An 18,637-nucleotide genomic window follows, 5' to 3' on the forward strand; every position below is an offset into this window, starting at 1 on the left:
TTAAAAGGAGAAAAGCGATGAACCAAATTTTAGATGTAGTAAATAGTGTATCAAGTTGGTTATGGGGATTACCACTAATCACTTTACTAGCAGTTACAGGTGTATATTTAACGGTAAGATTAGGATTTTTCCAATTTCGTTATCCAATTTATATGTTTAAACAAACGTTTGGAAGTGTGTTTAAGAAACCAAAAGGTGAAGGAACAGTTACACCTCTTCAAGCATTAACCTCCGCATTATCTGCAACAGTAGGGGCTGCAAACATTGTTGGTGTACCTGCAGCAATTATGTTCGGTGGACCTGGAGCGATTTTTTGGATGTGGGTAATCGCAATTATAGGGATGTCGATTAAATTTTCTGAAAGTGTACTTGCTGTAAGATTTCGTGAAAAGAAGGAAAATGGCGAATATGTTGGTGGGCCTATGTATTACATGACAAAAGGCTTAAAAATGAAATGGCTTGGAATTTGGTTTGCATTTGCCCTGATGATTGAGCTAATTCCTAGTATTATGGTTCAAGGAAATGCTGTTTCAGCAGCTGTAAATGAAACATTTCAACTATCCCCATTAGTTACAGGAATTATTATCGCCTTAATTGTTTCTCTGATCGTATTTGGTGGGATTAAAAGAATCGGTAAAGTAACAGAGGTAATTGTGCCAATCATGGCCTTCTTTTATGTTGGAGCAGCCGTCCTTATTCTACTAATGAACCTTGATCAAGTTCCATATGTTCTTAATCTAATATTTTCAAATGCGTTCTCATCGATGGCTCCTTTAGGTGGTTTTGCAGGAGCAGCAATTGGAGAAATTATTCGTTGGGGATTTGCACGTGGCCTTTATTCTAATGAAGCAGGTTTAGGTACCGCACCAATCGCACATGCGGCAGCACAAACAGATCACCCTATTAGACAAGGGTTTTGGGCAGTTATGGGTATTGTGATAGATACGTTAATTATCTGTACGGCAACTGCATTTGTTGTGCTTTCTTCTGATGTTTGGACAAGAGAGGGAGCTATCGATAACTCCGCTTCACTAACAACTGAAGCATTCAGTTATTATTTCGGAACGATTGGCAGCTATCTTGTAAGTATCTCACTTATATTCTTTGTGATCTCAACAGTTGTAGTGATTATATTTTATGGTGTGAAACAGGCTGAATTTTTATTTGGCCATAAAACAGGTGAAATGATGAAGTTTGTTTATTTAGGTTCAATCATTATCGGAAGTATAGGTGGCGCCAAGGTGATTTGGCAATTCCTTGATTTAGCTTTAGCTGCTATTTTGATACCAAATATTATCGCAGTATTACTGTTAAGTAATGAAGTGAAGCGTCTGAAGGATGAGTTTTTCACCTCAGATCAATATTATTTAAAGGACATTAGAAAATCAGGATCTGAATAAGATTTCCTGACTAACTAACACAAATGAGCATATTTCTTTAAAATGTAACAAATAGTAAAAGAAATAGGTGGATAGTAAATAATGGACTAAATCTATTTAGTTTAAAAGGAGGAGCATTTAATGAAAATGAATGGATGTTTATCTCTATTATTAGCTGCTTTTCTAGTTACGGGATGTCAAAGTGGTGCTGAAGATCAGGAGATGACGACTGAAAATAATTCAGAACAAGAAAACACAACGGAAAATGAGAATACTAAAGAAAAAAATAATGAAGATGTAGAAGATACTGCTGAATCGGTTGAAAATAATGAGGAAACTCAAAAAACAGATGAAGAAATGATTAAAGAAAAAGCTGATGAAATTCTAACTTTGTTAAAAAATAAAGACATTGAAAAGCTTACGGAATATGTTCACCCAGAAAAAGGTTTGTTATTTTCGCCGTATGTATATGTTGAAGAAAATGCAGTTACCTTTAAGAAAGATCAAGTTGAGAATTTCATGAATGATGAAGAAGAATATATGTGGGGTAATGAAGATGGAAGTGGACACCCGATTGAATTAACACCAGCTGCTTATTATGATAAATATATTTATGATGCTTCTTTTGATGAAGAAGATGAAATAGTGTTTAATCCAAAAAAAGCACGAGGCAATATGATACGTAATGTTAAAGAGATTTTTCCTGGTGCACATGTTGTTGAGTATTATGTAAAAGGAACGGAAGAATACGACAATATGGACTGGAAGGCATTAAATTTAGCTTTTGAGCAGGATGAAAGCGGAGAGTGGAAGTTAGTTGCGATTGTGCATGATCAGTGGACTATTTAAAAGGCTGATTTTGTAGTAATGGTTTCTTGTATACAATCTAAAATTATCTTTATGAAAATACAAAAAATTAGTATGGTAATCAAATATGAAAAAGCAGTTGATTTTGAGGTTAAGTAGTTCAGGTTTCATGGAAAAACATTCAAAACAGCAAACTAAGTAACAGACCAAATCGCATATGATTTGGTCTGTTGCTTTTTCCTTAATATATATATTTTATTGGAAATTAACAATTGAATGATCATACGAAATGGTACCTTAAATAACAAGTAGTAACAATAGCTGTTGTCAAGGTGCTAAATACTATGTTATTAGGTATGCAGATTGCTATGTTGATTACTTAGTAACTAAGTAGAGAATTGTAATTTTATGTTAAAATAATTGTAAGGTTTGTGAAGGAAAGTTCTTAAACTACGGAGCAGTATAATTAAATATTAGGTTATATTCTTTAATGTGAAGAGAGGGTTATTTTATGAAAGATGTTCCTGGAATTCAAATATATTTAGTTTTCTTTTTTGTTATCATTGCTTTCCTTCAAGCTTTTTCGGGATTAAGGGCGATTATTATTTAAAAATGAAGAATGGACTCTAACATCTTTCATGACATTAATAAAATAGAATTTGTAGGAGGTATAATGAAATAGTTAACACTGTGAAGGCTTTATTTAAAATAATAATTTCAATTTTTTTACCTGGATTATTTCAACTTTACCGAGGAGAGCATTTAAAAGGGTTTATACTTATAACTCTATATGTTTTTATATTTACAATACCATTGATATTAATATTGGGATTATTACCCTTCGCTCTTTGGATATACTCAATAGTTGATAGTTTAAAAAGAGGAGATTATGTTTATTCGAACAGAAATTTATTGATAGGTGTATTTTTTTATATTATTGTCTATATCTACATATTAAATAATTGGGGAACAAATTATAATATCATTCATAGTTAGATCAGATCTAAGTTTAATATTTTACATAGGTTATTAGTCAGACTTAATTGAACTCTTTAGCAATCAAATGGTGAATATGGAAAAAGAACAGCTACTAATCTAAGCAGATTAGTAGCTGTTCTGGTTGAGTAAAGGTGCAGTTTAAATGAACAAGGGTTCTGATAATCAGAGTTACATCAGGTAACCATATTAAAGGGGCTTATTGTGAAAAAAATTATATAATTTACCATAATGGTATCAGTCATGTTAAATATTTCACCAATTTTAATTTACGCTAATTCTTTACGTTCTCCTTACCTTTTCACACCCTGAATTGGGGTCGTTACACTCATGTAATACCTATTTTCAAGACCTTTTATCTTGTGCTTTAATCGAACGATAAACATGATATCCACTGATCGAAACACTAATTGTTCCCGCACCTGGGAATACACTGTCACCACAGGTCCAAAGGTTTTTAATGCCAGTTCTATGAGATAAACTGTTGAATAGGGCATTTTCTTTTGTTTGAGCAAAGCCACCGACCATTCCTAGTTGTCGACCTGTAAATCGTTCCCAGGCACGTGGGGCTCCTTCTATAAAGTGAATCATTCCTTCTTCAATAGTAGGAAAAGCCTTTTTTACACCTTCCATCATTTTTCTGCTTAATGTATTTTTGTATTGATCATAATTTTCTTTTGTACGCCATAATTCAAGATTTGTATGTGTGCTAACGGTTAGTGTTCTTGTTCCAGCAGGTGCGCGCTTTGTGTCACCATATTTTGAAAGAGAAAGAAACAGATGATTTCCCTCTGACATTTCATGATGTTCTCCTTGAAGAATTTGCTGAAATAATGGTGTATTAGGAGGGATCACTTCTTCTTTCATAGCTAGGTAAAGAGTCATTGTTCCCCAATGAGAAGCATCCGTTTTTCTTTGATAACTGTTAGAAAGATTTTTTATAAAACTCGGCTCAAGTAATTGAACTAAATTAGGAATCGGCAGGTTGCAAACAACATGATCTGCAGACCAAGATCTGTTCCGTTGATCAACAACTTCATATATCTCATTTCGCTTAGTGATGTTTGTTATTTTGGCTCGTTTAATAAGAGTCCCACCATGATCTTCAATTACCTTTGTTAAAGAGTGAGCAATTTCAAATAATCCACCTTCAAGATAAAATGCTCCTTCATGGTAAATAGTAAGAGCAAAAGCACCAATAATAGCTGAGCAATCGTAGGATGTTGTTTGCATAGAATCAATCAACTGAGAATCAAGTAGGGCAACAAATTCCTTTTCCTCTGTAAGTTTGTGCTTTTTTAGCAGTGAAGAAAACGTTGAATGAAGATAAGGAAGCAGTTGAACAGATTGTAGTCGGATAGATTTCATTAGTAGCAGCCATTCTGCTGTTGTTTTTGCAGGAAGAACAGGTAGCTTAACCATTAAATTTTTTACTTCTGCTCCTATTTTCCATATTTCTTCATAAAAAGGTTGTAGCTTTTCATCTAAATGTGGAAAATGCTTCTTTAATTCTTCTAAAAATAATAAACGGTCTTTATAATAGTGAACTGTTTTAGATGGAAAATGAATATCCATAACAGTAGGAAGTATTTCGTGAGAAGGAGCTTCTATTCCTAATTTCTTAAATAATATGGAATGAACACCATCTTCTTCAAAACCCATTCCTAATGTAGCTCCAACAGGAAACAAATAGTGTCCACGAGCAAATTTACCAGCACAGCCTCCCCATTCATTTGATGCTTCTAACACTTTCACGTTAAACCCATCTTTAGCTAAAAAGGCAGCGGCTGTTAATCCACCGATTCCTCCTCCAACGACAATAATATCGTTTGGCATATCATGCACCACCGATCATAAAGAACTTTTATAGTTATTTTATCCATTTTAAACACGATTTACGATGATGAATGTGTTTTGCTTTCACATCTTTTCTCACTTCTTAATAGTATATAAAAAAGCCTAGAAGGGATGAGATGCTGTATGTGGCAGTGGTTTATGATGTCTTTAGCTACCGTTGTGTTAGTTAGCTCATTGTTTTTATATGTTGTTAGTCGTCTCCTTCTATCTCCGAGAAAAGTTGCTTATGATAAAACTTATAAGCTTGGGATACAAAAAGGTGAAATAGATGATCAAGTTTTTCAAACGATAAATAAGGAAGAAGTATATATTCGTTCTTATCATGGATACAAGCTACATGGCATGCTTTTTCCTGTAGAGAATAGTAAAAAAGTGATTATTATTGCACACGGGATAAAATGGTCGTTGTTTGGCAGCTTTAAGTATGTAGAAATGTTTCAAAAAAGAGGATTTCATGTTCTTTTATGTGACCATCGTTTTCATGGTTTGAGTGGAGGGTCATACACATCATTTGGGTATTATGAAAAAGATGACTTAAAGGCATGGATTGATTATGCAACAACGAGGTTTGGGAAGAAAGCGTATATAGGTCTTTTAGGAGAATCACTTGGTGCTGCTTCAGCACTTGAAGTAAGTAAGCGAGATCACAGAGTGCGATTTTGTATAGCCGATTGTGCATTTAGTGATTTTAGATCATTATTGAAATTAAGATTAAAATTGGACTTGAAAATACGATTTTATCCTTTAATAGATGCTATTAGTTATTTGGTCAAGCTTCGTCATGGGTGGAGCTTTCCAGAAATTTCGCCAATAAAAGGTCTAGAAAAGATAAAAACCCCCATACTCTTTATTCATGGAAAAAGAGATTCATTTATACCGTTACAAATGACAATCGAAATGTTTAAGCGAAAAAAAGGGAAGAAAACACTCTATATTGTACCTGAAGCAGGACATGCAGAAGCTTATAATACGGATCCGAAAGGCTATGAAAGAAAGGTTATTGAGTTCATTAAAGAAATTGAACAAGCTTGTCCAGGAAGCTTGCTCAAAGAAAAACAGCGTGTTTAGTAAGTGTGCTCTGTTCAGAAGGCTCTTTTCTGAACGATTATTGCTAATTGATTTAAGTATAAGGATGCCATTAGACTCTATACAGTGAGTTTTCCAATAAATTACTAAAAGCAACAAACGAAAAACATCAATAATAAATTAAAAACTCAATTTCATATCCCAAGAAGTTCCATTAATACCTACCTTTTTAAATCCAATTCTCTCATATAATGTTAAAGCTTTGTTAGCAGGATCTACGCTAAGTGAAATAGCTTTATATCCATTAGTAGAAGCAAGGAAACAGATCTCTTTTAATAGCTTTGATCCGATGCCTTTTCCGCGGAATTCGGGTAATATTGCCATACTCAAAATAGGTGTTGTATGATCAACATAACCATAGGTTTTATTTGTATCATCAAATAAACGTATCCATACAGCTCCTAAGTTTTGATTATTTTCATCCTTAGCAATTATTGCAAGATCTCCACCTCTGCCCCAATTTTCAACGTATTTTGCTAATTCAGGATTGTTAAGGATGCTTCTTGGTGGCTTTTCTTCATTTTCATTTACGTATATAGCTTCGTAAAGCATATCCCAAAGAAAAGGGATATCCTCCGTGTTGGCCTGTTTAAACGTTATATTCAAAACAAATTCCCCCTAATTCATCTTGTCTATTTTAATTCTTTATTTAGTAGACAAACTCCTTTTTTTAAAAAAAATGTCGAAAAAGGGAGTATTTTGAATAAGAATGTTATATAATTTCCTTCAATAGGCGAATAGCGTAGGTAATTAGTACTTTTTCGTATCATTATTAGTTGATGTTAATGGATGAGTTAATAAATTTAACTATAAAACTAACGTCCACTTTATTTTATATAAAAAAGGCTCAGTTAATTACTAAATTGTTAGCTTAATCATTTGAGATGTATGTCTCAACACACATATACCTGTAATAAAATAAGTGATTTTTCCAACAGGGGTAAAAAAATAGGGGATTAAGGGGTAAGGACAATGAAAAAGAAGAAAGTATTGCAATTGAAAAGCCTAAAATTAAAACTACTGCTAGGTTTTCTTGTTGTGATTTTATTAACTGTTTTTATGTCATTATTTAATAACAGTGCAATCTCTTTGATTAATAAAAACACTCAATCAATGGTAGATAAGGAATTACCATTATTAATAGCTGATGAAAAGTTGGCGTTTAATATTTCTCAAAGAATTGCGTTGGTTAGAGGATATGTTCTATATGGTGATGTGAGCTACAAAGAAAGCTTTGAGCAGTATACGGAAGATAGTAAAACTATTCAAGAAACAGCACTAAGTCTTAGCGATTCGGAAGAGCTAAAGAAGCTTGTTGATCAAAGTGTACAGTGGCGAAAACTAGTTCAGAATAGAGTTTTTTCTGCTTATGACAGTGGAAATGAAGAAGAAGCAAAACGAATTCTTGTGGATGAGGTTCAACCTTTAGCACGCGAGATTATGGCTGGCTTTGAAGAGCTTGCTACAAATAGAGAAAGCGGCATTATGACAACCGGTGAATCAATTTTAAGTCAAGGTGAATGGATAAAGAGTGCAGGTGTATTTTTGTCAGCATTGGTTATTGTCATAGGAATCATAGTTGCTTTATTAATTGCCAATGCAATTGTAAAACCTATTAAAAAAGTAGTAGTAAGTATGAATGAGATTGCTTCAGGAGATCTGAGCGGTGATGCTGTTGTAACAAAATCACAAGATGAAATTGGACAGTTAGTAGATGCATTAAATGTTATGAAAAAAGATCTTAAAGAGTTAATTAAAGAGGTGGCAACTTCATCTGAGACAGTAAGTAGTCAGAGTGAAGAACTTACACAATCGTCTAATGAGGTAAGAGAGGGAACGGAACAAGTAGCTGCAACAATGCAACAATTATCTGCAGGGGCGGAATCTCAAGCAAATCACACACAGGAAATGTCACATGCGATGGTGAGTTTTATCGAGCAAATTGTTGATGCTGATAACAGTGCTATTAGTGCCTCAGAGTCTTCAAAGGATGTCTTGGCAGCAACAAAGCAAGGAAATGAATTAATGAATAAATCTGTTACACAGATGAATGAGATCAATAAAATCGTCAAAGAATCTGTTGAAAAAGTCAAAGGCCTGGACAATCAGACAAAAGAGATATCGAAGTTGGTTTCTGTTATAGAAGGGATTGCAAATCAAACAAACCTTTTAGCCTTAAATGCGGCAATTGAAGCAGCAAGAGCAGGTGAAAATGGTAAAGGCTTTGCAGTTGTTGCAGATGAAGTTAGAAAATTAGCTGAGCAGGTAACAAATTCAATTAGTGATATAACAACCATTGTTCAAAATGTTCAAACAGAATCGAACAGTGTTGCTACTTCTTTGCAAAATGGATATGTACAAGTAGAAGAAGGTACAAATCAAATAAAGATAACTGGAGATACTTTTATTTCAATTGATCAATTAGTAACGAATATGGCAACAAAAATTGAAGTGATTTCAGATAATCTATCAAGTATATCTGAGAAAGCACAAGATATGAATGTGAATATTGCAAGTGTTGTGTCGGTAACAGAAGAATCAGCAGCAGGTATTGAACAAACGACTGCTTCGGTTCAACAAACCAATAGTTCTATGACTGAGATTTCACATAATGCTAATTCATTATCAGAAATTGCAGAGAGCTTAAATACTTTAATAAACCGTTTTAAATTATCAAAATAACAATGGTAAAGCTTGGGTTTCGTATGATGCTCAAGCTTTTTTTGTAAGGTTAGAAAGTATTGGGAAATTGTTGGTTTTTAGGTGCTACCTCCAGTTGCCAACAGCTCTCAGGTCAATGACATGTTTAACATAAACAAGCCCGGGTATTTAAATAATGTAATAAAAAATGGGAGGTTATGAACAGCATGTCTAAGAAAATTGCGGTTTTGTTAACAGATTCATTTGAAGATGTAGAATATACAGCACCAGCTAAAGAGTTTAAAGAAGCTGGCCATAGCTTAACAGTTATTGAAGAAGTTAAATGTAAAACAGTTTCAGGTAAGCAAGGAGAAGCAAGAGTAGAAATTGATGCAGGTATTGATGATGTGAAACCTGAGGAATTTGATGCATTATTTATTCCGGGTGGATTTTCTCCAGATATTTTAAGAGCGGATCAAAGGTATGTTGAGTTTGCGAACTCGTTTATGGATGACAAGAAACCTGTATTTGCGATTTGCCATGGTCCACAGCTTTTGATCACAGCAGAAGCATTACAGGGACGTGATGCAACAGGGTTTAAGTCGATACATGTTGACTTGAAGAATGCAGGTGCAAATTTGCAGGATAAAGAAGTTGTTGTTTGTGGTAATCAACTCGTAACTAGTAGAAATCCAGATGATATTCCCGTCTTTACTAGAGAAGCTTTAAAGCTTATAAGTTAATTTAAACATGGATGAAGGTAAAAGAGAAAAGGCCCCTCTAACAAACATGAAATCGTATGTTTATTTAGAGGGGCCTTTTCTATAGGAAGAAAATGATAAAACCAAAATTCATTTCTGTAATATAAGAAACTTTGGACTGAATATTAAGAACAATCCCTAAGTGCCTTATATATTTTGCAGAATGTTAAATAATATGCGCAATTTTATCACTTTTTAATTTCCTGGTCATTATCAGTTGGGATTGGATCTACACGGTATGAATCTTCAGAGTTTACCGCCCCTTTTAGTGCAAATAGGACAAGCCCAATCGAAACGACGAGGAATCCGCCTAATGAGATTGTGACCAACCATAAATTCAACATAAAAAAATCTCCCCCTTAGTTCATCATATGATGACGTGGGGAAGGTAAGAATGTTTTATTGACCTTTACGAAGATTTCCTAACTCTTCAGCGATCGCTTGCATTTCATTTGGACTGAATGAATTTTTTTTCATCACAAGCTCATAAATATCTTTTAGCTCTTCGTACATGTTTTCATCAAAGTGTGAAGGTTTTATTGCTCCGAAATTAAGTACTCTTAACTTTTCTTTTATTTGCTCAATCATGTATTCAACGTTTTCAGCAGATTTTTCTGTAAGGTTCATATCTTTCATTCCTTTCATCATAACGACTAGATTTAATGTTATTGTATCATGAAAACGTGACAAGCATTCAAAAACTTCCCACTTCATCTAGTTCTTTCCTTGATGTTTTTTCATGGAGAAAGATAGTATCATTATTATGTAGTGAGTGTTTGTTTTTATAAGTAAGAATATGGGTAAAAAAGAATAGGAGGAAAACATGGTTAACATATTATTTGTGTGTTTAGGAAATATATGTCGTTCACCTATGGCAGAGGCCATTATGAGACAATTAATTAATAAAGAAGGTCTAGAAAAAGACATAAATGTAGACTCTGCAGGAACAGGTGACTGGCATGTTGGTAAACAACCACATGAAGGAACAAGGAATATTTTAGATCTGCATAACATATCGTACAAAGGTCAGAGAGCACGACAATTAGCAAAAGCGGATCTGACTTCTTATGATTATATCATTGGGATGGATACTGAAAATGTAGGGAATATTAGACGATTAGCAGGTTTTCAGCCGTCAGGAAGAATCCAACGCATATTAGACTACATAGAAGATTATCCTATTGCAGATGTCCCAGATCCATATTATACAGGAAACTTTGAAGAAGTTTATGAGATGGTTTACAAAAGTTGTCAAAGTTTATTAAAGGAAATAAAAGAAGAACATAAGTTATAGGCCTTGTTTAAGCTCTAGGTGCAAACTTGGCGACTTAGAAGAACATTTTTTTCAAAAAACAGGCAGTTATAAAGAGCAAAATAACAAGAAGAAAGGGTGAATCAATTTATGGGGAAAGAAAATAAATTATTAACAGGAATGTTAATTGGAGCACTAGTCGGGGCAGCTGTATCGTTAATGGACAAACATACACGAGAAGAAGTGATTAATTCTGGAAAGAATGTCACGGAAAGGCTTAATAAATATGTAAAGGATCCAACGTCTTTTACAAACGATGTGAAGCTAAAGATTGATGATATGAAGGACGCAGTTCAAGAAGTATCAGAAGATGTATCCTTTCTTAATGAAAAAGTAAAAGAATTGAAAGAAACGACGCCACAGGTGTTAAATATGCTTCAAGAAACAAAGGACAGATTTCTTCCAAAACGACAATAATCGTGAGGTGAATATATGTTAAAGGAAGGCTCATTTTTAAAGGAATTATTTGATCGATTTACAAATGATGAAGTACCAGGGTTGTCTGCGCAGCTATCTTACTTTTTCCTTTTATCATTGTTTCCGTTTTTAATTTTCCTAATAACGTTATTAGGATACTTACCAATATCACAAGAAGATGTACTAAATACCATACAGGAGTTTGCTCCAGGTGAATCTATGCAGCTTATCAACGAGACACTGGATCAAATTTTAAATAACAAAAATGGTGGACTTTTATCTTTTGGTATTATCGCAACACTTTGGTCTGCATCAAATGGAATTAACGCGATTGTAAGAGCATTTAATCGTGCATATGATGTGAAGGAAAGTAGATCATTTATCGTTGCTAGAGGAATGGCGATTGTATTAACAATAGGAATGGTGTTTGTTATCGTTGTTGCCTTACTGTTACCTGTATTTGGAAAGGAAATTGGGTTATTTATTGCCTCAAATTTCGGATTTTCAGACTTATTTCTAACCATTTGGAATACATTACGTTGGCTTGTTAGTGGGATCATTCTCTTTATTGTTTTCTCTGCTCTGTACTTTATCGCACCAAACAAGAAATTGCATATTAAGGATGGATTGCCAGGAGCAATCGCTGCTACCATTGGCTGGATTGTCGCCTCATTGGCATTTTCTTATTATGTAGGGAATTTCGCCAACTATAGTGCAACATATGGAAGCATCGGAGGGATCATTGTATTAATGATTTGGCTTTATCTGTCTGGGATGATCATTATCTTAGGCGGTGAACTAAATGCTATTCTTTATAAAAGAAAACGTGCTGTTTAAAGTAATTTCCAATTATTTTAGCTAATAGCATTAATCAGCCTGTGGAATAGTATTGATGAAGACAGTTAGTCTTTATTTTATAGAATAGCGGGGGATTAATGATGGCAAAGCAAAAAAAAGATGGTCACCATACGAAGCAAAATTCTAATCAAAAACCAAAGCATAAAACAAGTGGAAGTGCAAACGGCCAAAACGGCTATCATTAATGTAAAAAGGCTAACGGGATAAATCATCCTAGTTAGCCTTTTTTAATTAATAATTTGAACTTAGTTTTGGTCTGTAGCTTCTGCCGTTTTCCTAGTAAAAATGAAAACAGCTCTTTATTCAGCTAATTCAATATAGCTGTTATACACTGTACTATAAATATGCTCAATGTCAGCATCTGTCATGTATAACATGGAATCTTTATCAATTTTTCTCATTCTTTCAATAAATTCAATCATATTTCTTCGCTCTTGTCTGCTCATCATTTCAACATCTCCCTTTATTGTTATGATACAGTTTATATTTGTTAATACTATTATATAACAGAAGAAGCGAAATGTTCAAACATTTTTTTGATTTTTTTAAGACTCTTTTCTGAACGATTGTTGCTACGTAACCAAAATTCGGAGTGAAAACAATGTTTTTTCACTATAAGGGCACTAATTTATGAGTAAAAGATGCCACTAGACTTAAGACAGTGCTGATTGCTTTGGGTATTTAAAAGAAACAACGTTTGCGAAAACAGCCTTTATAAAAAAGTACTATCTTCCATACCTTGAACATTCAATGTAAAATAACAATGCCTAATAAACATTGCTTCGATCAACTGAACGGGGGAAAGATTTTGAAGATAAATAGCAATAGATATACGATTAATGATTTAAGCTATATGATACGATCAGCAAAGGAAATGGACGCGAAGAAACTATCACAATTAAGATTGCAAATAGATGGAGAAACAGAATATTTAGATCGAGAAAGAGGAGAACATTACATCGATGAATCAGGCTTTAAAATGATCATAAAAGATGATACGGATAGTGAAAATAACTTATTTTTAGTTTCCGAAGTGGATGGAGCTATTGTCGGTTTTTCTAGATGTGTGGGAAATACACTAAAAAGAACGTCTCATAAAGTAGAATTCGGAGTTTGTGTGTTAAAAGAATATTGGGGTTATGCAATAGGGAAAAACTTACTAAAAGAATCTCTGAATTGGGCTGATCAAAACGGTATAGAAAAAGTTAACTTAAGTGTACTTGAAACGAATGATAAAGCGATTAAGCTTTATAAAAAACATGGTTTTGAAGTTGAAGGGATCCTAAAAAAAGACAAGCTTTTATCTGACGGCAATTATTATCATACGATTATTATGGGGAGATTTAATGTGCAAAGGGATCGTGTGAAGTTGACTTAATTATTCATAAGATTTTTAAGCGAAGAGAAAAAGGCTGGTACATAAGTATTTTCACAAAATAGAAACCGAACAAAGGATGTAGGTGTAGTTACGTCGCTCCTGAAATATACTCCGCTTTCCGCGGGAAGCTGGCAAGCCTCCTCGTGCTAAGCACTGTGGGGTCTAGCCGCCTGTTTGCATCCCGCAGGAGTCTACGTATATTTCATCCGCTAAAACATTACTTTGTTCGAAATTTTTGTTAATTACTACGTTATGACCCAGCCTCTATAAATTAATGAAATGATGCATCATTATTTATGCTATTTGTTGAAATAGCTCGTGGCTTAGAAACAGCAATTGATATAAAAATGATCAGCAACATAGAGCTAATGATGAGAAAATAACTAATATTGTTTGCGTATTTTATAAACATACCACCTAGGTAGGGACCAGTTAAGCTTCCAATACTAAATGCTACTCCGCATAATAAATTGCCTGTTGGTAACAAATTTTGAGGCATAAGATCTGTCATGTAACTAATTCCAAGAGAGAAGGTTGACCCAACGACCATCCCCGCAATAAATAGACAAACAATCAATCCCGTAACAGAGCTTTCTAAAAAGCTTGCTGAAGTAAAACTGATAAATCCTAGTAATAGAATCGAGAGCAAAATTGTTCTACGACCGTATTTATCACTAAGTATTCCTAATGGAAGTTGGAAGGTTATTGCTCCAATTGCAAAAGAAAAAAGCAAGATAGATATGTTTGTGACATCCAAGCCAATTCGTAGGCCATAGACAGGAAAACTACCATTTAATGAGGCTTCTAAAAATCCATAACCAAATGGAGGTAGAAATGCGACCCACCCATAGTTCCATGCGTTTCTAAAACGTTTCATTGTTTCTTTGAATGAATTAACTCCTAATGTTTGCTCCGGAAAATCATTTTTTAAAATAAACAATAAAAACCAGCCAATAAAACAAAGTGCAGAAGAGATAATGAAGGGCAATGCTTCATTTATTTTCACTAATGGTGTTAATAATGGACCAACTGCGAAGCCAACACCAAAAAACAACCCATATAAAGATATGTTTCTTCCTCGATTTTTTTCAGAAGAAAATGTTGTAATCCAAGTTTGTGTTCCAAAATGCAAGGCGTGATCACCAATGCCAATGACAAGCCGCAGTGCAAACCAAAACCAAAATGATTTCCAAAGAGGAAATAAACCTAATGCAAGTGCCACTAGGAAGCCGCCCAAAATGATAATGGGTTTATAACCATATTTTCTTAATGGTGCTTCCATAAAAGGTGAAACAAGTAGTATACCAATATACATAGCGGTTGCGTTCAAGCCATTTAAATCTGATGAAAGCCCACTGTTCTCAAAGATGACTGCAATAAGGGGGAGAAGCATGCCTTGGCTAAAACCAGAAATGCCGACGATTGATACTAAAATCCAAAAACGCAATTGTTGCTTTTTCATAGTATTACCTCTATTTTTTATATTTTCTTGATCTACGTATAGAGATTCATTTTCCCTATGATAATTCCGGGGAATTCTTCGTCGGTTTGGTCTGTGGAGTGAATTCTCTATGGATTAGTTTCTATACTTTTAAAGTCAATTAACCTAGTATTATATCAACATAGAAAGAACGTCAAAGTAATTCTCTAATAGTTATGCTTGATCGACAATCTGAATGCCTAAAACCATTTTGCCCATATAATACTTTATAATGAATTATCCAAATAAACAAGGTGTATGGAAAGTGTTCGCTTTCTTAAAGTTGAATTTTCATATACAATATCGATAAAAAACATGAGGTGTTAGAAATGCAATTTAATATGAAAAAAGATGTAGGATTTACAACAACGACAGATTATGGTGAATTGCATGTTGCAGGTGATGAAGCATATGGTTATAGACCGTTTCAATTAATGGTAGCTTCAATTGCTGTTTGTAGTGGTGGAGTTTTACGAAAAATTTTAACGAAGAAAAGAATTGAAATAGAAGATATGACGATTGATACTAAGGTTAAAAGAAATGAAGCAGAAGCAAATAAGATTGAAATAATACATATTCACTACATAATAAAGGGAGAAAATCTTAACGAAAAGAAAATCCAACAGTCGATTGAATTAGCAAGTAAAAACTGCCCAATGGCACAATCCGTTAAAGGTAGTATTGAAATAGAGGAAACATTTGAACTAATATAAAGGCTCTTTTCTGAAATATTGTTGCCAATAGACGTCATTATTTGTTGTAATCAGTGTGTTATCGTATAAAAGGTGCGATTTTCAGAAGAAAAGAAGCCACTAGACTTGATACAGAGTTGTTTACATCTTAATTCCAAAAACAACAAAGTTTACGAAAACAGCCAATATAAAAGAGTCAGTCCCTCATCATGTTAATGTGTTGAGGGACTGACTCTTAATTTTATACTGTATACACTTCTGCTTTGCTTGATGATTGATCGAAATAGCGGTATGAACTTGGTGTGATTTTTAATAAAAGATAGTTTGGGTCGTCTGCAGTAGGAATCCAGCTTTTAAGATGATCATTCCAGAATTTTTCCTTCAGTTCTTTGGATTCCTCTACAGATACTGTACCTTCTACTTCAACATAGGGGTCGTCCCACCCTTTGCAGTCATTGCCTAACAATGCATGAACATTGGGATTTGCTTTAATATCCTCTACTTTATGAGTTTCTTTATTAGTAGCTGTGTATAACACTAACTCTCCATCTTCATGAAAAAACATCATAAAACGAGAAAAAGGTTTATTTTGTCGAATCGTTGATAATGTACCAACCTTGTGATTTTTGATAACTTCAAGTAATTTTTCTTTTAATTGATCGCTCATAATCTAAAAAACCCCTTTCATATAAATTGTACGCCTAAGCGTATGTATATAAATTACGTACCCTTATTAATGTGCAATAAAAACCTAAATTCATTCATTTATTTACTATTTGTTTTCTTGGAAAGCAAATGTTTGTAACGGAAAATAACAATAAATTTATCAGAGCCACTAAATAAAAAAGGATATTATTTCCTATTATCCTTAAAAGGATTATAATACAAAATAGAGTCATACTATCATTTTTAGGGTATTAACATCATTGTGATTCGATACAGTCATAATAAAATGAATAGGGTTAGGTGATGGTTGTTGGTTAATCGAATTTTTGCCATTTTGGTTTTTATTGGAGTTCCTTTATCTGTTATTGGGAGTATTCTTCACTGGTCATCAATTTTGATGTTCGTGATCTATTGTTTAACAATTATTGCATTGGCAGGATTTATGGGAAGAGCGACTGAAAGTTTAGCAATTGTAGCAGGTCCTAGAATAGGTGGATTATTAAATGCAACCTTTGGGAATGCCGTTGAACTGATTATTTCAATATTTGCATTAAAAGCAGGTTTAGTTGGTGTTGTTTTAGCATCACTTACTGGTTCAGTTATTGGGAATTTATTACTTGTAGCAGGTTTAAGCTTTTTTATTGGAGGATTGAAATATAAGCGACAGGAATTTAATATTTACGATGCACGTCACAATTCAGGATTGTTAATGTTTTCGGTGATTGTTGCTTTCGTGATTCCTGAAGTATTTTCCATGGATATGAATGAACCAAAAACACTTTCTTTAAGTGTTGGAATATCTGTGATTTTAATCATTTTATATTTGGCTGCATTATTCTTTAAGCTGGTCACTCATAGAGGTGTATATCAACAAAAAACAGATGTTGTAGAAATACATGAGGAACCAGAGTGGTCAAAGAGAAAAGCATTACTCATTTTACTTCTGTCAACGGTAGCGGTAGCATATGTATCAGAGAAGTTAGTACATACTTTTGAAACTGTTGGTGAACAATTTGGCTGGTCTGAGTTATTTATTGGTGTTATTATTGTTGCAATTGTAGGTAATGCTGCTGAACACGCTTCAGCAATTATTATGGCTTATAAAAACAAAATGAATATTGCAGTAGAAATTGCGGTTGGCTCTACATTACAAGTGGCGATGTTTGTAGCACCACTATTAGTACTTATTTCTCTCTTTTTCACCGAGAAAATGCCACTTGTATTTACATTACCTGAATTAATTTCAATGGCAACAGCCGTATTGTTAACAATATCTATTACAAATGATGGAGATACGAACTGGTTTGAAGGAGCAACTTTATTAGCCGCATATATAATTATGGGAATTGGGTTTTATTTATTGTAAAATAAGAAGCAGAAACATTAAGTATAATTTTGTTTATGAAGTGTTGTTCTCGTAAATTTGTTGCTAACAACAAATTAGGTTAATTATCAACAAATACTTCAGAAAAAAACCTTATAAAAAGAGACTCTGTGCGACAAGGCACAGAGTCTTACGTTTGTGTAGGACGAAACAGTAAACTAGAGATATTGGTAACGCTTGCAAAAGAGTTAAACCAAAATCCAGAAATACTCTTTTGTATGAGTTTATTATACGCTATTATCAGTTAACTGTAAATATTCAAAATTGAATTTAACTAGTGAAAGGGATAAATTTATGAAAATTAGAATTGCTTTTTATTTAATCGGGTTATTTTTAATGGGATTTGGAGTTTCTTTAACCATTAAAGCAGATCTTGGCGCAGGTGCTTGGGATGCATTAAATGTTGGACTTTCTAATGCAATGGGCTTAACAGTAGGTAGCTGGGTAATTATTATTGGAATATTACTAATTTTTGTTAACGCAGTAATAGTAAAGGGAAAGCCAAAACTTTTTGCATTAATAACAATTCTGTTAATAGGATTTAGTGTAGATTTTTGGTTAATGTTTGTCATGAATAGTGTTGAAATAGGGTCATTGGTTTCGCGAATTCTTGCACTTATTAGTGGAATCATTTTCATTGCAGTTGGGGTAGCTATGTACTTACAAACAAAATTTGCAGCAAATCCTATCGATCAATTGATGCTTTCTCTTCATGAGAGATTCAAAATGAACTTTATGGTTGCCAAAACATTAGGAGAAGTTAGTGCGTTAGTTTTAGCATTTATGTTACAAGGGCCAATTGGTGTTGGTACAATTATTATTACATTTTTAATTGGGCCTTTTATTCAGTATTTAAATGGACCAGTATCAAGAAGATATGAAATCTTAAGTAAACGATAAAAAATTGGATAATCCATTACACAC

General features: G+C 33.6%; 19 protein-coding genes. 12 read left to right on the forward strand and 7 right to left on the reverse strand.

All coding sequences use genetic code 11. The features are described 5' to 3' along the window. The first annotated feature begins 17 nt into the window (after positions 1-17). The gene (locus LC076_RS15215) at positions 18-1,400 is read left to right on the forward strand and encodes an alanine/glycine:cation symporter family protein (protein ID WP_226669958.1); all 1,383 of its coding nucleotides are present in this window, start codon (positions 18-20) and stop codon (positions 1,398-1,400) included. A gap of 120 nt (positions 1,401-1,520) precedes the next feature. Beyond that, on the forward strand, positions 1,521-2,228 hold the full coding sequence (locus LC076_RS15220; RefSeq protein WP_226669959.1) for a hypothetical protein: 708 nt from the start codon (positions 1,521-1,523) through the stop codon (positions 2,226-2,228). 1,299 nt (positions 2,229-3,527) lie between these two features. On the opposite strand, the gene LC076_RS15225 is transcribed toward LC076_RS15220, so the two are convergent. Next, the gene (locus LC076_RS15225; RefSeq protein WP_226669960.1) at positions 3,528-5,018 is read right to left on the reverse strand and encodes an FAD-dependent oxidoreductase; all 1,491 of its coding nucleotides are present in this window, start codon (positions 5,016-5,018) and stop codon (positions 3,528-3,530) included. A gap of 144 nt (positions 5,019-5,162) precedes the next feature. On the opposite strand from LC076_RS15225, the gene LC076_RS15230 reads away from it, so the two are divergent. Next, a complete protein-coding gene (locus LC076_RS15230) occupies positions 5,163-6,107 on the forward strand; it encodes an alpha/beta hydrolase (RefSeq protein ID WP_226669961.1) in 945 nt (314 codons plus the stop codon). A 138-nt stretch (positions 6,108-6,245) separates the two neighbouring features. Here the strand turns inward: LC076_RS15230 and LC076_RS15235 are convergent, their stop codons facing one another. Next, positions 6,246-6,731: a GNAT family N-acetyltransferase gene (locus tag LC076_RS15235; RefSeq protein WP_226669962.1), complete on the reverse strand. Its 486-nt coding sequence runs from the start codon at positions 6,729-6,731 to the stop codon at positions 6,246-6,248. Between the two features lie 366 nt (positions 6,732-7,097). Here LC076_RS15235 and LC076_RS15240 point away from each other — a divergent pair, with 366 nt between their 5' ends. Further along, on the forward strand, positions 7,098-8,807 hold the full coding sequence (locus tag LC076_RS15240; protein WP_226669963.1) for a methyl-accepting chemotaxis protein: 1,710 nt from the start codon (positions 7,098-7,100) through the stop codon (positions 8,805-8,807). Positions 8,808-8,992: 185 nt separating this feature from the next. Then, positions 8,993-9,508, forward strand: a complete 516-nt coding sequence (locus LC076_RS15245; RefSeq protein WP_226669964.1) for a type 1 glutamine amidotransferase domain-containing protein — start codon at positions 8,993-8,995, stop codon at positions 9,506-9,508. Between the two features lie 206 nt (positions 9,509-9,714). Here the strand turns inward: LC076_RS15245 and LC076_RS15250 are convergent, their stop codons facing one another. Next, positions 9,715-9,870, reverse strand: coding sequence for a hypothetical protein (locus tag LC076_RS15250; protein ID WP_226669965.1), 156 nt, complete (start codon positions 9,868-9,870; stop codon positions 9,715-9,717). A gap of 55 nt (positions 9,871-9,925) precedes the next feature. Then, on the reverse strand, positions 9,926-10,153 hold the full coding sequence (locus tag LC076_RS15255) for a DUF1128 domain-containing protein (protein ID WP_204954777.1): 228 nt from the start codon (positions 10,151-10,153) through the stop codon (positions 9,926-9,928). Positions 10,154-10,349: 196 nt separating this feature from the next. On the opposite strand from LC076_RS15255, the gene LC076_RS15260 reads away from it, so the two are divergent. From LC076_RS15260 to LC076_RS15270, 3 genes are all read left to right on the forward strand, one after another. Continuing rightward, on the forward strand, positions 10,350-10,820 hold the full coding sequence (locus tag LC076_RS15260; RefSeq protein ID WP_226669966.1) for a low molecular weight protein-tyrosine-phosphatase: 471 nt from the start codon (positions 10,350-10,352) through the stop codon (positions 10,818-10,820). A gap of 108 nt (positions 10,821-10,928) precedes the next feature. Beyond that, positions 10,929-11,255, forward strand: coding sequence for a YtxH domain-containing protein (locus LC076_RS15265; RefSeq protein WP_226669967.1), 327 nt, complete (start codon positions 10,929-10,931; stop codon positions 11,253-11,255). A gap of 15 nt (positions 11,256-11,270) precedes the next feature. Next, the gene (locus tag LC076_RS15270) at positions 11,271-12,092 is read left to right on the forward strand and encodes a YihY/virulence factor BrkB family protein (RefSeq protein ID WP_226669968.1); all 822 of its coding nucleotides are present in this window, start codon (positions 11,271-11,273) and stop codon (positions 12,090-12,092) included. A 320-nt stretch (positions 12,093-12,412) separates the two neighbouring features. Here LC076_RS15270 and LC076_RS15275 read toward each other — a convergent pair whose 3' ends face one another. Then, a complete protein-coding gene (locus LC076_RS15275; protein WP_226669969.1) occupies positions 12,413-12,562 on the reverse strand; it encodes a BH0509 family protein in 150 nt (49 codons plus the stop codon). Positions 12,563-12,966: 404 nt separating this feature from the next. Here LC076_RS15275 and LC076_RS15280 point away from each other — a divergent pair, with 404 nt between their 5' ends. Then, positions 12,967-13,491 carry a GNAT family N-acetyltransferase gene (locus tag LC076_RS15280; protein WP_226670002.1) on the forward strand — a complete coding sequence of 175 codons (525 nt, stop codon included), beginning with the start codon at positions 12,967-12,969 and terminating at the stop codon, positions 13,489-13,491. 271 nt (positions 13,492-13,762) lie between these two features. Here the strand turns inward: LC076_RS15280 and LC076_RS15285 are convergent, their stop codons facing one another. Then, entirely contained in the window at positions 13,763-14,953 is a 1,191-nt protein-coding gene (locus tag LC076_RS15285; protein ID WP_226669970.1) for an MFS transporter, read from the reverse strand. 347 nt (positions 14,954-15,300) lie between these two features. On the opposite strand from LC076_RS15285, the gene LC076_RS15290 reads away from it, so the two are divergent. After that, entirely contained in the window at positions 15,301-15,684 is a 384-nt protein-coding gene (locus tag LC076_RS15290; protein WP_226669971.1) for an OsmC family protein, read from the forward strand. Positions 15,685-15,904: 220 nt separating this feature from the next. On the opposite strand, the gene LC076_RS15295 is transcribed toward LC076_RS15290, so the two are convergent. Further along, a complete protein-coding gene (locus LC076_RS15295) occupies positions 15,905-16,330 on the reverse strand; it encodes a pyridoxamine 5'-phosphate oxidase family protein (RefSeq protein ID WP_226669972.1) in 426 nt (141 codons plus the stop codon). A 309-nt stretch (positions 16,331-16,639) separates the two neighbouring features. On the opposite strand from LC076_RS15295, the gene cax reads away from it, so the two are divergent. Beyond that, the gene (gene cax, locus LC076_RS15300) at positions 16,640-17,695 is read left to right on the forward strand and encodes a calcium/proton exchanger (protein WP_226669973.1); all 1,056 of its coding nucleotides are present in this window, start codon (positions 16,640-16,642) and stop codon (positions 17,693-17,695) included. Between the two features lie 312 nt (positions 17,696-18,007). Then, entirely contained in the window at positions 18,008-18,613 is a 606-nt protein-coding gene (locus LC076_RS15305; protein ID WP_226669974.1) for a YczE/YyaS/YitT family protein, read from the forward strand. The last annotated feature ends 24 nt before the right edge of the window (positions 18,614-18,637 follow it).

It is taken from the genome of Metabacillus litoralis (assembly GCF_020524045.1).
Lineage (GTDB): Bacteria > Bacillota > Bacilli > Bacillales > Bacillaceae > Metabacillus > Metabacillus litoralis_C.

Excerpts from the sequence above, each read along its gene's own strand:
- LC076_RS15215 (WP_226669958.1), top strand. The coding sequence starts at position 18 with ATGAACCAAATTTTAGATGTAGTAAATAGTGTATCAAGTTGGTTATGG.
- LC076_RS15220 (WP_226669959.1), top strand. The coding sequence starts at position 1,521 with ATGAAAATGAATGGATGTTTATCTCTATTATTAGCTGCTTTTCTAGTT.
- LC076_RS15225 (WP_226669960.1), bottom strand. The coding sequence starts at position 5,018 with ATGCCAAACGATATTATTGTCGTTGGAGGAGGAATCGGTGGATTAACA.
- LC076_RS15230 (WP_226669961.1), top strand. The coding sequence starts at position 5,163 with ATGTGGCAGTGGTTTATGATGTCTTTAGCTACCGTTGTGTTAGTTAGC.
- LC076_RS15240 (WP_226669963.1), top strand. The coding sequence starts at position 7,098 with ATGAAAAAGAAGAAAGTATTGCAATTGAAAAGCCTAAAATTAAAACTA.
- LC076_RS15245 (WP_226669964.1), top strand. The coding sequence starts at position 8,993 with ATGTCTAAGAAAATTGCGGTTTTGTTAACAGATTCATTTGAAGATGTA.
- LC076_RS15250 (WP_226669965.1), bottom strand. The coding sequence starts at position 9,870 with ATGTTGAATTTATGGTTGGTCACAATCTCATTAGGCGGATTCCTCGTC.
- LC076_RS15255 (WP_204954777.1), bottom strand. The coding sequence starts at position 10,153 with ATGAACCTTACAGAAAAATCTGCTGAAAACGTTGAATACATGATTGAG.
- LC076_RS15260 (WP_226669966.1), top strand. The coding sequence starts at position 10,350 with ATGGTTAACATATTATTTGTGTGTTTAGGAAATATATGTCGTTCACCT.
- LC076_RS15265 (WP_226669967.1), top strand. The coding sequence starts at position 10,929 with ATGGGGAAAGAAAATAAATTATTAACAGGAATGTTAATTGGAGCACTA.
- LC076_RS15270 (WP_226669968.1), top strand. The coding sequence starts at position 11,271 with ATGTTAAAGGAAGGCTCATTTTTAAAGGAATTATTTGATCGATTTACA.
- LC076_RS15275 (WP_226669969.1), bottom strand. The coding sequence starts at position 12,562 with ATGATGAGCAGACAAGAGCGAAGAAATATGATTGAATTTATTGAAAGA.
- LC076_RS15280 (WP_226670002.1), top strand. The coding sequence starts at position 12,967 with ATGATACGATCAGCAAAGGAAATGGACGCGAAGAAACTATCACAATTA.
- LC076_RS15285 (WP_226669970.1), bottom strand. The coding sequence starts at position 14,953 with ATGAAAAAGCAACAATTGCGTTTTTGGATTTTAGTATCAATCGTCGGC.
- LC076_RS15290 (WP_226669971.1), top strand. The coding sequence starts at position 15,301 with ATGCAATTTAATATGAAAAAAGATGTAGGATTTACAACAACGACAGAT.
- LC076_RS15295 (WP_226669972.1), bottom strand. The coding sequence starts at position 16,330 with ATGAGCGATCAATTAAAAGAAAAATTACTTGAAGTTATCAAAAATCAC.
- LC076_RS15305 (WP_226669974.1), top strand. The coding sequence starts at position 18,008 with ATGAAAATTAGAATTGCTTTTTATTTAATCGGGTTATTTTTAATGGGA.